The sequence below is a fragment of the Aquabacterium soli genome, assembly GCF_003933735.1.
Lineage (GTDB): Bacteria > Pseudomonadota > Gammaproteobacteria > Burkholderiales > Burkholderiaceae_C > Aquabacterium > Aquabacterium soli.
In genome coordinates this window covers 120029-133612 of sequence record NZ_RSED01000009.1, presented here as the reverse complement: position 1 = coordinate 133612, position 13584 = coordinate 120029, and the positions used below count along the sequence as shown (strand labels likewise).

Here is a 13584-nt window from a genome sequence, read left to right as displayed (position 1 = left end):
GTCTCCGACAGTGTTCCCATCGCATGCACTCCGCATGCCTCACGGTCACAGGAGCCTCCATGCCCACCGACAAGTTCACCTCCCGCAAGAAGTCCCTCATCGCGCTGGCCGCGGCCGCCCTGGTGGGTGCTGCAGGCGCAGGCGCCATCACCTCGCACGCCCTGCTGCAGGACCGCGCGCAGACCGTGGCCAACGCCAGCGCCACCGGCCCGAACGGCACAGCGGCGCCGCTGAACCCCACGCCCTCCACCGCTGCGGCCACCACCCCGGCCACCGTCACCCTGCCCGATTTTTCCCGCATCACCGATCAGCGGGGCCCGGGCGTGGTCAACATCAGCGTGACAGGCACCACCAAGACCTCGGGCAATGGCTCGCCCTTCCAGGGCATGGACCCGGACGATCCGGTGTTCCAGTTCTTCAAGCGTTTCGGCGGCATCCCGCAGCAGCAAGGCCCCAGCGAAACCCCGATGCGTGGCCAGGGCTCGGGCTTCATCGTCAGCAGCGACGGCGTGATCCTGACCAATGCCCACGTGGTGAAGGACGCCAAGGACGTGACCGTCAAGCTCACCGACCGCCGCGAGTTCAAGGCCAAGGTGATCGGCACGGATCCCAAGACCGATGTGGCCGTGATCAAGATCGACGCCAAGGACCTGCCCTACCTGCCGCTGGGCAACACGCGCGATCTGAAGGTGGGCGAATGGGTGCTGGCCATCGGCTCGCCCTTCGGCTTCGAGAACACCGTGACGGCCGGCGTGGTCAGTGCCAAGGGCCGCTCGCTGCCGGACGACAGCTACGTGCCCTTCATCCAGACCGACGTGGCCGTGAACCCCGGCAACTCGGGCGGCCCGCTGTTCAATGCACGCGGCGAGGTGGTCGGTATCAATGCGCAGATCTACAGCCGCACGGGCGGCTACCAGGGCGTGTCCTTCGCCATCCCCATCGAGGTGGCCACCAAGGTGCGCGACCAGATCCTCAAGACCGGCAAGGCCAGCCATGCGCGCCTGGGCGTGGTCATCCAGGAGGTCAACCAGGCCTTCGCCGACTCCTTCAAGCTGGACAAGCCCGAAGGCGCGCTGGTGTCCAGCGTCGAGAAGGGCGGCCCGGCCGACAAGGCGGGCCTGAAGGCGGGCGATGTGATCCGCAAGGTCGATGGCCAGCCCATCGTGGCCTCGGGCGACCTGCCCGCGCTGATCGGGCAGGCCAGCCCGGGCAGCCAGATCACGATGGAGGTGTGGCGCGAAGGCAGGCAGCAGACCTTGAACGCGCGCCTGGGCGATGCCAGCGACAAGGCCGCCCAGGTGGCCAAGGCCGATGACGGCGCCGAGCAGGGCAAGCTGGGCCTGGCCCTGCGGCCGCTGCAGCCCGACGAGAAGCGCGAAGCCGGCGTGGACGGCGGCCTGCTGATCCAGGACACCGGCGGCCCCGCCGCGACAGCCGGCCTGCAGGCGGGCGACGTGCTGGTGGCCGTGAACGGCACGCCGGTGAAATCGGTGGAGCAGGTGCGCGAACTGATCGGCAAGTCCAGCAAGTCTGTGGCGCTGCTGATCCAGCGCGATGGCCAGAAGATCTTCGTGCCGGTGCGCCTCGGTTAAAGCCTGGAACAGGCAGGGACCCATCGGCCGGGCGCAGGTCGCCTCGCTCTGCCGATCCCTGCCCCGCCCAGGGACTTGCGCCGGCCGGCCGCACGCCAGCGCAGTCCATCCTCCATCATGTCCATGCCCCGCAGAGAAGGAGACCATGACATGAACAAGACCCACACTTCGAACACCTTGAGTGCCGCCATGTGCGGCGCCACGCTGGCTGCCGTGCTGGCCAGCGGCCCTGCCCCGGCACAAACCGCCACCGCAGCAGCTGACAGCGCGAACCCCGCCTCCACCCCGGCCTCCATGGCGCAACTGCCCGCGGTGCGCACCAGCGGCAAGGTCAAGTACCTGACAGGTGGTGTCGGCAAGGACGAATCCGAGATGATCAAGGCCGAAGCGCGCCACTGGCCACTGGCCCTGGAGTTCGCCGTGCGCGTGCCGCAGGGCCGTGCCCAGTTCGCAGCCGATGTGGATGTGGTGGTGCGCAACGCTTCCGGCCAGGAGGTGCTGCACACCAAGGCCGAAGGGCCCTTCCTGCTCGCGCGCCTTGAGCCGGGACAGTACACCGTGCAGGCCACGCTCGAGGGCCAGGCCCAGAGCAAGCCCGTGACCATCGAGAAGGACCGTCCGCTGCGCCTGCTGATCAGCTGGCCGCCCGGCGGCCACGGCCAGGCCGCTGAATGAGTAGGCCGCCCCGTTGGTGGTGGTGGGCCGCCGGAGTCCCGGCAGCATTGGCACTGATCGCGATCGGTGCCTACCAACTGGCGCTGCACCGGCTCCAATCCGGCATCCTCGAGGCCCTGGGGCCTCATGCCACGGTGGGTGAGATGGACCTGAGCTGGCGCGCGCTGGAGTTGCACGATCTGCGCGTGCGCGCCTCTGCCCCCGGCTGGCCAGCCGAAGAAGAACTGCATGCCAAGCGCATCCATGTGATCCCCGATCTGCGCAGCACACTGCGTGGCCAGTGGCGTGTGCGGCGGCTGACCATCGATGACGCCTACGTGTCCATACTGCGCACACGCCAGGGCCAGTTGCGTGTGCTGCCCGCCTGGCTGGAGAAGGCTGGCAACGAACGCCAGCAGACATCGGCCTTTGCCGATGGCCTGTTACGCGTGGCCATGGCCGCACCGCCCGCATCGTCTGCGGCATCCGGCCTCACCCCGGTCAGCCCGGACATGCCGGACATCCACATCGAGCAGGTGCTGCTGCAGAACGTGAAGGCAGGCTTCTTCGATGCCAGCGTCCAGCGCCCGCCACACCGCATCCAGTTTGAACAGCTGAACGCCGAGCTCGGTCCGATCGTGTTGCCTGCGCTCACGCAAGCCATGCGCATCGACCTGCGTGCGCAACTGCAAGGCCCGCGGCGCAACGGCGGCATCACCATCAACGGTGAGCTCACGCCCGCCACCCGCGACGCGAAGATCAGCACCCGGCTGCAGGGCGTGGACCTGATCGCGCTGCGGCCCTACCTGCTCAAGCTCAATGAGGGCGGTGTCAGGCAGGGCACGCTGGACATGCAGCTGGACGCCACCGTGCAGGACCAGCGCCTGCACGCGCCCGGCCGCATGAGGCTGATCGGCCTGGAGCTGGGCACCGGGCGTGGCGTGCTGGACACCATCGCCGGCGTGCCTCGCCGGGCCGTGCTGGCCGCGATGAGCGAACACGGCCGCATCGACATGAAGTTCACGCTCGAGGGCCGGATCGACGACCCTTCGTTCTCGCTCAACGAGCAGCTGGCCGTGCGCACCGCGGCGGGCCTGGCAGAGGCCTTGGGCGTGAGCCTGACGGGCATTGCCGAAGGCGTGGGCAGCGTGATCAAGGGGCTTTTTGGCCGTTGAACAGGGCCTGTGCGCAACGCATGGGCCGGCAGGGCCGATGAAATGGGGCTTCTGAGGGCCCGGCGCACCACCGGCAGCGCAAAATCACGTCAATCTGCCCTCACAATAGGGCGCCCCGTCAAACGGGCACCGCGGCCCGCGATGCGGGCTCCCTCCATCAACCATCATCTTTCTTCATGAACAAGACCGATCTCATCGAACGCCTGGCTGAGAAGCACTCCCTGTCCAAGGCTGAAGCAGGCCGCGTCCTGGAAACGCTGCTGGACACCATCGTTGCCCAAGTCAAGAAGGGCGACGCCGTGACCATCCCCGGCTTCGGTTCCTTCAAGCTGCACGCCCGCGCTGCCCGCAACGGCGTGAACCCCAGCACCGGCGCCAAGATCAAGATCGCCGCTGCCAAGCTGCCCAAGTTCACTCCTGGCGCCACCTTCAAGGCCGCCGTGGATGCCAAGGCTGCTGCCCGCAAGGCTGCCAAGGCACCCGCCGCCAAGCCGGCCAAGGCCGCCAAGGCTGCCAAGCCCGTGAAGGCCGCTGTGAAGGCCGCCAAGCCCGTGGTCAAGGCTGCCAAGCCCGCCGCCAAGCCTGCTGCCAAGAAGGCCGCCGCCAAGAAGAAGTGATCGTCATCGGCGCGCAGGCCTCTGTTGAGCCGCGCGCCGCTGGATCGCACCAGCCCGCCGCCGCATCGACGGATGCGCCGCGCGGGCTTTTTGTTGCCCGCGCCGGGCACGGCCCCGGTTCAACCCAATTGCACGCGCGCCAGCGCCCTCTGCACGGCAGGCCGCTCGGCCATGCGCTGCCGGTGCGCCAGCACCTTGGGCAAGTGCGAAGGATCGACCCCATCGCTCTCCAGCCAGCCGGCCAGCGTGAACAGATACGGGTCGGCGATGGTGTAGTGCTCGCCCATCACCCAGGGCCCTTGCAGCAGCTCACGCTCGATCAGCTCGAAGCATTCGCCATAGCTGTGCGGGACCTTGCGGCGCATGGCTTCGATGGCGGCGGTGTCGTCGGCGTCCACCCAGCGCGAGCCGCGTTTGCCATGGGCATGCGCCACATGCACGGTCGAGCACAGGTAGCTGTTGAAGGCCTGTATGCGCGCCAGCGTGAAGGCATCGTCAAGCGGCGCCAGGCCTGCCTGCGGAAAGCGCTGTGCGACGTACAGCAACAGGGCCGGCGTCTCGGTGAGCGGGCCTTGTGCGGTGAGCAGCAGGGGCACGCGGCCCTTGGGGTTGAGCGCCAGGTAATCGGCGCCGCGTTGCTGGCCGTGGGCCAGATCGACACGCACAGCCTGGAACGGCGCGCCCACTTCTTCCAGGGCGATGTGCACGGCCAGGGAACAGGTGCCCGGCGCGAAGTAGAGGGTGTCCATCATCAGGGGCGCGGGAGCGTTCGGTCCGTCGGGGTGCCCGGGGCAGTGTCATCGCGGGCCAGGGTCTGGGGGCGCATCGCCTCCAGTCGGGCGCTGAACAGGCGGCCGCCGCGCCATTGGTAGTCGTTGTCGATCTCCACCAAGGTCGAACGCAGACGGCCATTGGCTGGCATCGTGGTGGTGGTGCGGACCTTGCTGCGGCACTGGTAGCCATCCTTGATCTTCCAGCACTGGTGGCTGGTCAGAGCCACGTCGATGCTGTGCGTGACACGGCTGCCCTTGTCGAGCATGGCGTAGCCGGTGGGGGTGCGCCGGGCCAACTGGCCGGGCATCAACACCTCGGCCAGGTAGGCAGCCACGGCCTGGGCACTGGGAGGCTCGTCGGGACTGGCCGCCAAGGCGGGAGGCACATCGCCACCCGGGCGCCATGCCTCGTCCATCGACCCAGGAATGCCAGCGGCACTGACCATGCCATGACCCGACACAAGCAACAGGGCAGCCAGCCATTCACGATGCGTCATCTCGATTCCCACGGTCACCCCACAACAGCGCGATTGTGACGCGGCCGGATGGCCCGTGAAGCTCGGAAGAACCCCTTGAATGCAGAAAGCGGCCTTTCGGCCGCCTTCGGGGTGCAGGAAATTCCCGGACTGATCAGGCGCGGCGGCGACGCGCGGCCAGGGCCACCGCGCCCAGGCCCAGCGCCATCAGGCCGAAGGTGCCGGCTTCGGGCACCGGCGTGGTGGGCGTGAAGGCCGCGCCAGCCAGGTAGTAGTCTTCAGCGGACAGGGACTTGGCATAGCCCAGCGTGAACGTGGTGCCGATCAGCGGGGTGGCGAAGCTCACGCCCTGGCCACCCAGGGTGCCGAAGGAATATTCCACGGCCTTGCCGCCATCGATCGACAGCGTGAAGCCGTCGAACTTGTCCAGTTCGTGCGTGGCCGCGTGGGTCGAGCGGTCATCGGGGAAGAAGTACAGCGCGGCCAGCGAGACCGAGGCGCCGAAGCTCAGGGTCAAGGTTTCCGTCTTGGAATCGAGCGAATAGTTGCCATCGTCGATGACGAACGAGCCCTTCTTTTCATAGCCCGACACCACGCCCAGGCCGGCGTTCTTGTCCTTGCTCTGGTAAACCAGGGCCGAGTCGTGGTGCGAGCCGCCCTTGTCTGCCGCGGTGACGGTCAGCACGCCGGCGCTGGCGGTGTTGAAGCTCAGCGATTCGCTGCACACGCCATCCTTGACGCAGGCATTGGCCGACGAGGCCGTGCCATTGCTGCGGTCCACCGGCAGGTTCACCACATTGCTGTTGGTGAAAAACAGGTTCTCGGCGGAGGCCAGCGGCGCGGCCAGCACGGTGAGTGCGCCCAGGGCACCAGCGACGATGTTCTTCATTCTCGGACTCCTGTGGCCCGCCACACAGCGAACCGGTTAGTAACTCTCGGATACATACATTAATGCAAGCGAATGCGCCCGTGGGAACGATCTCGGCCTCGCCCCCCGCGCCTGGGGGATGCCGATCGGCCCATGGCGTCCGGGAACCCCAGGGCGAGCGCCCAAATCCCCGGCGCAGGAGCAGGCCGCTACACTGCCCGGGCCCATGAACAACCCTGCCCTGATCCACTGGACCGATGCCGACGGCACCCTGCGAGAGGCGCGCTGGCGCGCCGAAGGGGGGCAGCCCGCCCCCCGCAAGGTGATGCTGGCCGATGATCGCCTGCCCGCGGACACTGCCTACAAGCTCGCGTGCGAAGGCACGGCGCTGCTGTGGCAGGGCGACTTCCAGAACGCACGCCACCTGTTGCAGGCCCTCGGGCGACGGCTGGACCAGCAGGCCCAGCGCGCCGGTGCGTCATCCAGGGGCAGGGGCGGCAAGGCCCCGAAGGGCCAGCCGGGGGCTGCGGGCAAACCTCAGCCCCCCACGCCGGAGGCGGCCCGCGAAGCCTTTCACAAGCACCGCCAACAGCAAGGCCACCGCGCACGCATCCTGGGCATGCTGGTGCTGCCCTTCGAGGCTGATCACACCGTGCCCTTGCGGCGCGCCCCGGATGTCCAGCAAGCCTGCCTGGAGGCCTATGGTCCGGCCGATGCGCCCTACGTGGCCTCGCTGCGTGAACTGCTGGGCTTGATCGGCGCACACGAATGGCGCAAGAAGGGCGTGGAGATCCCGGCCTTGGGGGGCCGCATCCATGCACACCATGGCGTGTTCTCGCCCGTGCGGGGTGAGTATGTGGACCTGGTGGCCAGCGCGCCCCTGCCGTCCACCGAGCTGGCTTTCGACATCGGCACGGGCAGCGCGGTGCTGGCCGCCGTGCTGGCCAGGCGGGGCGTGCGCCGCGTGGTGGCCACCGACCTGTCGCCGCGCGCACTGGCCTGCGCGCAGGACAACCTGCAGCGCCTGGGCCTGCTGGCACAGGTCGAGCTGCTGCAGGCGGATCTGTTCCCACCGGGAGAGGCCCCCCTGGTGGTATGCAACCCGCCCTGGGTGCCGGCCAAGCCGGTGTCGGCCATCGAGCAGGCCGTGTACGACCCGGACAGCCGCATGCTGCGCGGCTTCCTGGCCAGCCTGCGCGACCACCTCACGCCCGGCGGTGAAGGCTGGCTGGTGATTTCCGACCTGGCCGAGCACCTGGGCCTGCGCACACGTGCCGAACTGCTGGGCTGGATCGAGGCCGGCGGCCTGCGGGTGATCGAACGCCTGGACATCCGCCCGCGCCATCCCAAGGCCACCGACCCGGACGACCCGCTGCATGCGGCACGTGCTGCCGAGATCACCTCGCTGTGGCGCCTGGGCGCCACCCCGGCCTGACAGGCTTCAGCCGGGGCCGCGGCGCTGCTAACCTGCGCGGCATGGACCTGCCCTTCGACCCCCTGTTGTTCTCCATCGCCCTGTTCATCGGCATGCTGCTGAGCCTCGAGGCCGGATGGCGCATCGGCCGGCGCAAGCAGGCCGGCACGGGCCAGGCGGCCCCAGCCGAAGCCGGCACCGGTGCGGTCGAAGGCGCGGTGTTCGCGCTGTTCGGCCTGTTGCTGGCCTTTGCCTTCTCCGGCGCCACCGACCGCTTCGACCACCGGCGCGAACTGATCACGCAAGAGGCCAATGCCATCGGCACCGCCTACCTGCGCCTGGACCTCTTGCCGGCAGAGCGCCAGGCGGTGCTGAAGACGCTGATGCGGCAGTACGTGCAGGCCCGGCTGGACACCTATGCCAGCATCGGCGACAAGGCCGCCGTGGCGCGGGCGTTCAGCGAAAGCCAGCGCCTGCAGACCGCGATCTGGCAGGGCGCCACCAGCGCCATCGCACAAGCGGGCACCCCCGTGCTGGCGGGCGTGGTACTGCCGCCGCTCAACGACATGTTCGACATCACCACGACGCGGCTGGCCGCGTCACACACGCACCCGCCGCGCGTCATCTACGGCATGCTGTTCGTGCTGGCCCTGGTGGCCTCGATGCTGGCCGGCCACGCCATGGCCAGCGGGCCGCGCCGTCCCCGGCTGCACATCGTGGCCTTCGCGCTCATCGTGACGGCCACGGTCTACGTGACCATGGACATCGAGGTGCCGCGCCAGGGCCTGATCCGGGTCGACGGCAGCGACCAGCTGCTGCGCGACACGCTGCAGGGCATGCAGCCGCACTGAGCCTGAAGGCCGGGGCCTGGGGCGCTTCAGTCCTCGCTGCCGGCGCGCAGCCGGCTGACCACCTGCGGCTCGACCACGCCGGCGCGGTTGCCCCAGCTGTCGCGCACATAGCTGGCCACCGCGGCGATCTCGTCGTCGGACAGCAGGTGCGCGAAAGGCGGCATGCCGAAGGGCCGGGGGTTGCCCTGGGTCGCCGGCAGGAAACCGCCCTTCGCGATGACGCGGATCACGTTGGCCGGCTCGGCCATGCGCACCGCGCGGTTGCCGGCCAGCAGGGGGTAGACACCTGGCACGCCTTCGCCGCGGGTGCCATGGCAGGTGGCGCAGTGGCGCTCGTACAGGGCCGCGCCCTGGGCCAGCCGGGCCTCGGTGGCGCGCAGCGGCACATCGTCGCGGGGTGCGGGCGGCGGCAGGCTTTTCAGGAAGATGGCCATGGCCTGCAGGTCCGGCTCGCTCAGGTGCTGCGTGCTGCGGTAGACCACATCGGCCATCGGGCCCAGCACCCCACCCTGCGGCGAGACCCCGGTGCGCAGCAATGCGACGATGTCCGGCGCCGACCAGTTGGCCACGCCGGCTTCGTGCGGATCACGCAGCGAAGGCGCGTACCAGTTCTGCAGCGGCATCAGCCCACCGGCCAGCTCCAGGCCCTGAGAGGCCCCGAGCAGGTTGCGCGCCTCGTGGCAGGCGGCGCAGTGGCCCAGGCCACGCACCAGGTAGGCGCCCCGGTTCCACTCGGCCGACTGGACCGGATCGTCGCGGTGCACGCCCGGGCGGAAGTACAGCGCACGCCACACCGCCAGCGCCGGCTGGGTGCTGAAGGGAAAGGCCAGTTCGTGGGCGCGGTTGGGCGCCTTCGCCGGCGGCAGGCTGCGCAGGTAGGCATACAGGGCATCGGCATCGGCCCGCGTCACCTGCGTGTAGTTGGGATACGGGAAGACCGGGTAGAGCAGGCGTCCATCGCGCGAGCGGCCGTTGTGCATGGCGCGCCAGAAGGCCTCGGCCGACCAGCGGCCCAACCCCGTCTCGTCATCGGGCGTGAGGTTGCTGCTGTAGACGGTGCCGAAGGGCGTGGCCAGGGCCCGGCCGCCGGCATAGGGCTGGCCACCGCGCTCGGTGTGGCAGGTGGCGCAGTTGCCGGCGCGGGCCAGATAGGCCCCCCGCGCGACCTGCGCCTGGGTGGTGGGGCTGGGCCCATCCTCGACAGACACGCGGGTCTCGTCCAGGCGGTTCAAGGCCCACACCGCGGCCACCGCCGCGATGACGAGGGCGCCGCTCACCATGGTGGTGCCCAGGCGGCGGTGCAAGGCCAGGCGGCTCATGGCGCGCTCCCGGCAGCGGGCGCCACGGCCTTGGGCACGCCGCCGCAGGGCATGGGCAAGGCATGCGGCAGAGCGGCGGCGGGCTTGCCGCCCACCGGCCAGGGCTGGCTGGCCAGCCACGAGGCCACGGCCCCGACGTCATCGGGCGACAGGCGCCGCGCGATGTCGGCCATACAGTCGGGCGCCTGCGCGCGCCGCCGACCGTTGTGCCAGGCGCCGATCTGCCCCGCCAGGTAGTGCCGCGGCAGGCCCAGCAGGCCGGGGATCGAGGGGGCCACGCCGGTCAGGCTCTGGCCATGGCACTGCACGCAGGCGGGGATGCCGCGCGCCGGATCGCCCTGCGTGACCAGCCGCTGGCCGTGCGCGAACACCGCCGGGCTTTCGGCCGGACGCGCGGGAGCCGGGTAGGGCAGGTCGAGGGAGGCGAAGTAGCCGGCGATCTCGCGCAGGTAGTCATCGCTGAGGTGGTCCAGCAGGTAGACCATGGGCGCATAGCCGCGTCGCCCGTCGCGGAAATTGAGCAGTTGGTTGGCCAGGTAGCCGGCCGGCTTGCCCGCCAGGCGAGGGTAGTAGCCATCGGGCCCGGCCCGGCCGTCGGCGCCATGGCAGGTGGTGCAGGCGTCCACGCGCTGGGCAATGCTGTCCTGCATGGTCGGCATGGTCGGCAGCCCAGGCAGGGCGGGGGCGGCAGGCGCAGGCACCACAGCCGGCGCGGCCGGCCATGCCGGGGCACACCACAGGGCCAGTGCCCCGGCAACGCTGGCCAGGGCCGCGCGCGTTCGACGTCCTTGCATCGAACGATTGTCGGTCATGCACCGGTGAGGTGCATGACTTTTTTTGCCCCCTTGATCGGGCTCAGTAGCCCACGGTGAAGCGCTGGCGCGAGTGGGCGGGCTTGTCGAGTTCGTCGATCAGGGCCACCGCGTAGTCCTGCAGCGAGATGTGGCTCTTGCCCTGGGCATCGACCAGCAACTGATCACCGCCCAGGCGGAACTGGCCGGTGCGCTGGCCGGGCTCGATCATGGCCGAGGGGCTCAGGAAGGTCCAGTCCAGCGTGGGCTCGTCGCGCAGCAGGCCCAACGCCTGGCGGGCACCTTCGGCCGTGCCCTTCCATTCGGCCGGGAAATCGGGGCTGTCCAGCAGGATCTTGCCGGGCGCCACTTCCAGGGTGGCCGCGCCACCCACCACCAGCAGTCGGGGTACGCCGGCGGCCTTGACCGCAGCCAGGATGCTCTTGAAGCCCTTGAGGTAGTAGTCCAGCGTGTCGGCCTGCGCATGGCCGCTGAAGGCCGAGACCACGGCCTCGAAGCCCTGGCCCTTCAAGGCCTCGGTGAGGGCGCCGGTGTCGGTCACGTCCACGCCCTGGGCGCTGACCTGGGCCGTGGTGGCCACGCGCTCGGGGCGCGAGACGAAGGCGGTGATGGTGTGGCCGCGCGAAGCGGCCTCGGCCAGCAGGTGGGAGCCGATGAAGCCAGTGGCGCCAATGATCGCGATCTTCATGATGGATGTCCTTCGGGTTCGGTTGCGGCTGCTGATGAGACGCGGGTTGTGATGGACGGATCTTGCGCTGTTGGATTGATTCGATAAATGGCCCGATGGACAATTCATTGTTTTCAAATGATTGACAATTGAGCATGGCTGCCCTGGACGCCCTCAACCTGAACCACCTGCTGGTCTTCGCCGCCGTGGTGGAGGCCGGCAGCTTCACCGCCGCGGCCGACAGGCTGGGGCAGACCAAGGCGCGCGTGAGCCTGGTGCTGCGCGAACTGGAAGCGCAACTGGGTGGCGCCCTGCTCACGCGCACCACGCGCCGGCTGGCGCTGACCGAGCTGGGCCAGCGCGTGTATGGCGAGTGCATCCCGCCCCTGCGCTCGGTCCAGGACACGGTGGCGCACCTGGGGCGTGACGACGGGCCGCTGGGCGGCACCCTGCGCATCACCGCGCCGGTGGACCATGCCTCGCAATCGCTGGCACCGGCCCTGGCGCGCTTCGCGGTGCTGCACCCCGCCCTGCACGTGGACCTGCGCGCCACCGACCAGCGCGTGGACCTGGTGCGCGAAGGACTGGACCTGTCCATCCGGGTGGGCTGGCTGCGCGATTCCACCCAGCGTGCGCTCAAGCTCGGGGGCTTCGAACAATGGGTGCTGGCCAGCCCGGATTACCTGCACCGGCGCGGCACGCCCAGGCAGCCCAGCGACCTGGCCGAGCACGACTGGGTGGCGCTGAGCCTGCTGCCCTCGCCCCTCACCTGGACCTTCACGCACGCACGTCGCGAAGCGCAGACCGTGCGCATGAACAGCCGGCTGCGCGTCGACTCGGGGGCCGCGCTGATGGCCCTGCTCGAACACGGCATGGGCTTGTCGGTGACGGAGCAGTTCGGCGCGGCCAAGGCCCTGCGCGAGCGCCGCCTGGTGCGTGTGCTGCCTGACTGGCAGGCGCCCTTTGGCGGGATCCACGCGGTCTACCCACCCGGCCGGCAGGCCCCGCCCGCGCGCGTGCGGGCCTTCGTCGAGTTCTACCGCGACTGGCTGGGCAAGGCGGTCTGATCAGGCCGCCATGGACAGCGGTGGACACAGCTCGCGCAGCGCATCGATGCGCTCGGCCAGGAAGGCGGCATCACGCGACACCCCCGAGAAGCGGCCAGAACCCCAGGTGTACTGCCAGGGCAGGCCCAGGAAGTACAGGCCCTTGTGCTGCGTCACGCCCCGCGTGTGCACGGGCTGGCCGCGGCCATTGAACACCGGCGCGTCCAGCCATTCGAAATCGGGCCGAAAGCCGATGCACCACACCACGGCCGTGATGCCGGCGGCCCGCAGATCCAGGGTGAGCTGCTCGCCATCGGGCTGCCACACCGGCTCGTACACCGAAGGCGGCGGCGCCTCGATGCCCTGCGCAGCGATGTGCTTGTCGATGCTGGCGTTGATGCCGTTGTAGACCTGGTCGGCACGGTCCAGTGCGGCTGACAGGCCCGGTTCGAACTGCATCACGCCATCGTCCAGGCCGGCCAGCAGGCCATGCAGCTGCATGCCTTCCAGCGCGAACTTGCGCAGGTCGATGTCGCGCCCACCATCGCGGCCGGTGACATAGTGGTTGGTGTTGTCGCGCACGCCCTCGCGCAGCGGGTGCTGGTGCACGGGCATGTCGTAGTAGTTCATGTCGGCCAGCCAGTCGACCACGTCGCGGCCCCGGTAGAAGCGTGCACAGCGCGGTGCATCGCCCACGGCCAGGTGCACCTGGCGGCCGGCCAGGTGAAGGTCTTCGGCGATCTGCGATCCAGACTGGCCCGAGCCCACCACCAGCACGGCGCCATCGGGCAGCGACTGCGGGTTGCGGTACTGCTCGGAATGGACCTGCACGATGCCCGCAGGCAGGCGCTCGGCCAGGCGCGGGATGATGGGCACGTGGTAGCCGCCCGAGGCCACGACCACCTGGTCGGCGGTGCACATGGACACCTGCTCACCTTGCGCGGTGTGCACCTCGTAGCCGCCCTGTGGGCGCGGCACCACCCTGCGCACCGCCACGCCTTCACGCAGCGGGGCGTTCACCTGTCGCCTGAAGCCAGCCAGGTAGTCGTTGATCTGGTCCTTCTTCATGAAGCCATGCGGGTCGTCGCCTGCATAGGGGTGGCCGGGCAGATTGCATTGCCAGTTGGGCGTGACCAGGCAGAAGCTGTCCCAGCGCTGGGTGCGCCAGCTGTGCAGCGCGGCGTGCTTCTCGAACACCACATGGCGGGCGCCGATCTTCTGCAGGTAGTGGCTCATCGACAGGCCGGCCTGGCCGCCGCCGATGATGACGACTTCGTGGTGATCTGGGACGAAGGGAGAGGTGGAAGCGTTCATGGCGGT

At 69.5% G+C, this 13584-nt stretch carries 14 protein-coding genes; 7 read left to right on the top strand and 7 right to left on the bottom strand.

What is annotated here, in order from left to right; all coding sequences use genetic code 11:
• Positions 1-59: 59 nt before the first annotated feature.
• The 4 genes from EIP75_RS13215 to EIP75_RS13200 all read left to right on the top strand — a co-directional run bounded on the left by EIP75_RS13215 (position 60) and on the right by EIP75_RS13200 (position 4038).
• Positions 60-1592, top strand: coding sequence for a DegQ family serine endoprotease (locus tag EIP75_RS13215; RefSeq protein ID WP_125243744.1), 1533 nt, complete (start codon positions 60-62; stop codon positions 1590-1592).
• Between the two features lie 150 nt (positions 1593-1742).
• Complete coding sequence (locus EIP75_RS13210; RefSeq protein ID WP_125243743.1) at positions 1743-2267, top strand: carboxypeptidase-like regulatory domain-containing protein; 525 nt, start codon at positions 1743-1745, stop codon at positions 2265-2267.
• Positions 2264-3421 (top strand): DUF748 domain-containing protein, encoded by a 1158-nt coding sequence (locus EIP75_RS13205; protein ID WP_125243742.1) that lies wholly within the window; start codon positions 2264-2266, stop codon positions 3419-3421. Before EIP75_RS13210 ends, EIP75_RS13205 begins: the two co-directional genes overlap by 4 nt.
• Before the next feature lie 176 nt (positions 3422-3597).
• Positions 3598-4038, top strand: coding sequence for an HU family DNA-binding protein (locus tag EIP75_RS13200; RefSeq protein WP_125243741.1), 441 nt, complete (start codon positions 3598-3600; stop codon positions 4036-4038).
• 119 nt (positions 4039-4157) lie between these two features.
• Here the strand turns inward: EIP75_RS13200 and EIP75_RS13195 are convergent, their stop codons facing one another.
• The 3 genes from EIP75_RS13195 to EIP75_RS13185 form a co-directional block, all read right to left on the bottom strand.
• Positions 4158-4790, bottom strand: a complete 633-nt coding sequence (locus EIP75_RS13195; protein ID WP_420797168.1) for a glutathione S-transferase family protein — start codon at positions 4788-4790, stop codon at positions 4158-4160.
• Positions 4790-5308: a hypothetical protein gene (locus EIP75_RS13190; RefSeq protein ID WP_125243740.1), complete on the bottom strand. Its 519-nt coding sequence runs from the start codon at positions 5306-5308 to the stop codon at positions 4790-4792. Before EIP75_RS13190 ends, EIP75_RS13195 begins: the two co-directional genes overlap by 1 nt.
• Before the next feature lie 133 nt (positions 5309-5441).
• Positions 5442-6176 (bottom strand): PEP-CTERM sorting domain-containing protein, encoded by a 735-nt coding sequence (locus tag EIP75_RS13185; RefSeq protein ID WP_125243739.1) that lies wholly within the window; start codon positions 6174-6176, stop codon positions 5442-5444.
• 205 nt (positions 6177-6381) lie between these two features.
• On the opposite strand from EIP75_RS13185, the gene EIP75_RS13180 reads away from it, so the two are divergent.
• Together EIP75_RS13180 and EIP75_RS13175 are read left to right on the top strand one after the other, a co-directional pair.
• Positions 6382-7590, top strand: a complete 1209-nt coding sequence (locus tag EIP75_RS13180; protein WP_125243738.1) for a methyltransferase — start codon at positions 6382-6384, stop codon at positions 7588-7590.
• Positions 7591-7631: 41 nt separating this feature from the next.
• The gene (locus EIP75_RS13175) at positions 7632-8420 is read left to right on the top strand and encodes a bestrophin-like domain (protein WP_125243737.1); all 789 of its coding nucleotides are present in this window, start codon (positions 7632-7634) and stop codon (positions 8418-8420) included.
• Positions 8421-8446: 26 nt separating this feature from the next.
• On the opposite strand, the gene EIP75_RS13170 is transcribed toward EIP75_RS13175, so the two are convergent.
• Genes EIP75_RS13170 through EIP75_RS13160 form a run of 3 tightly spaced genes read right to left on the bottom strand, consistent with a single transcriptional unit; the run spans position 8447 to position 11239 of the window.
• Positions 8447-9739 carry a cytochrome c gene (locus tag EIP75_RS13170; protein WP_125243736.1) on the bottom strand — a complete coding sequence of 431 codons (1293 nt, stop codon included), beginning with the start codon at positions 9737-9739 and terminating at the stop codon, positions 8447-8449.
• A complete protein-coding gene (locus EIP75_RS13165; protein WP_125243735.1) occupies positions 9736-10551 on the bottom strand; it encodes a c-type cytochrome in 816 nt (271 codons plus the stop codon). Before EIP75_RS13165 ends, EIP75_RS13170 begins: the two co-directional genes overlap by 4 nt.
• Before the next feature lie 43 nt (positions 10552-10594).
• The gene (locus tag EIP75_RS13160) at positions 10595-11239 is read right to left on the bottom strand and encodes an NAD(P)-dependent oxidoreductase (RefSeq protein WP_125243734.1); all 645 of its coding nucleotides are present in this window, start codon (positions 11237-11239) and stop codon (positions 10595-10597) included.
• A 134-nt stretch (positions 11240-11373) separates the two neighbouring features.
• Between EIP75_RS13160 and EIP75_RS13155 the strand changes: the two genes are divergently transcribed.
• Entirely contained in the window at positions 11374-12285 is a 912-nt protein-coding gene (locus EIP75_RS13155; RefSeq protein ID WP_125243733.1) for a LysR family transcriptional regulator, read from the top strand.
• Here the strand turns inward: EIP75_RS13155 and EIP75_RS13150 are convergent, their stop codons facing one another.
• Positions 12286-13578, bottom strand: coding sequence for an MSMEG_0569 family flavin-dependent oxidoreductase (locus tag EIP75_RS13150; RefSeq protein ID WP_125243732.1), 1293 nt, complete (start codon positions 13576-13578; stop codon positions 12286-12288).
• Positions 13579-13584 lie beyond the last annotated feature (6 nt).

What these genes read in the sequence shown, in the direction of transcription:
- EIP75_RS13215 (WP_125243744.1), top strand. Translation starts at nt 60, where the DNA reads ATGCCCACCGACAAGTTCACCTCCCGCAAGAAGTCCCTCATCGCGCTG.
- EIP75_RS13180 (WP_125243738.1), top strand. Translation starts at nt 6,382, where the DNA reads ATGAACAACCCTGCCCTGATCCACTGGACCGATGCCGACGGCACCCTG.
- EIP75_RS13175 (WP_125243737.1), top strand. Translation starts at nt 7,632, where the DNA reads ATGGACCTGCCCTTCGACCCCCTGTTGTTCTCCATCGCCCTGTTCATC.
- EIP75_RS13190 (WP_125243740.1), bottom strand. Translation starts at nt 5,308, where the DNA reads ATGACGCATCGTGAATGGCTGGCTGCCCTGTTGCTTGTGTCGGGTCAT.
- EIP75_RS13150 (WP_125243732.1), bottom strand. Translation starts at nt 13,578, where the DNA reads ATGAACGCTTCCACCTCTCCCTTCGTCCCAGATCACCACGAAGTCGTC.
- EIP75_RS13155 (WP_125243733.1), top strand. Translation starts at nt 11,374, where the DNA reads ATGGCTGCCCTGGACGCCCTCAACCTGAACCACCTGCTGGTCTTCGCC.
- EIP75_RS13170 (WP_125243736.1), bottom strand. Translation starts at nt 9,739, where the DNA reads ATGAGCCGCCTGGCCTTGCACCGCCGCCTGGGCACCACCATGGTGAGC.
- EIP75_RS13205 (WP_125243742.1), top strand. Translation starts at nt 2,264, where the DNA reads ATGAGTAGGCCGCCCCGTTGGTGGTGGTGGGCCGCCGGAGTCCCGGCA.
- EIP75_RS13185 (WP_125243739.1), bottom strand. Translation starts at nt 6,176, where the DNA reads ATGAAGAACATCGTCGCTGGTGCCCTGGGCGCACTCACCGTGCTGGCC.
- EIP75_RS13160 (WP_125243734.1), bottom strand. Translation starts at nt 11,239, where the DNA reads ATGAAGATCGCGATCATTGGCGCCACTGGCTTCATCGGCTCCCACCTG.
- EIP75_RS13165 (WP_125243735.1), bottom strand. Translation starts at nt 10,551, where the DNA reads ATGACCGACAATCGTTCGATGCAAGGACGTCGAACGCGCGCGGCCCTG.
- EIP75_RS13200 (WP_125243741.1), top strand. Translation starts at nt 3,598, where the DNA reads ATGAACAAGACCGATCTCATCGAACGCCTGGCTGAGAAGCACTCCCTG.
- EIP75_RS13195 (WP_420797168.1), bottom strand. Translation starts at nt 4,790, where the DNA reads ATGATGGACACCCTCTACTTCGCGCCGGGCACCTGTTCCCTGGCCGTG.
- EIP75_RS13210 (WP_125243743.1), top strand. Translation starts at nt 1,743, where the DNA reads ATGAACAAGACCCACACTTCGAACACCTTGAGTGCCGCCATGTGCGGC.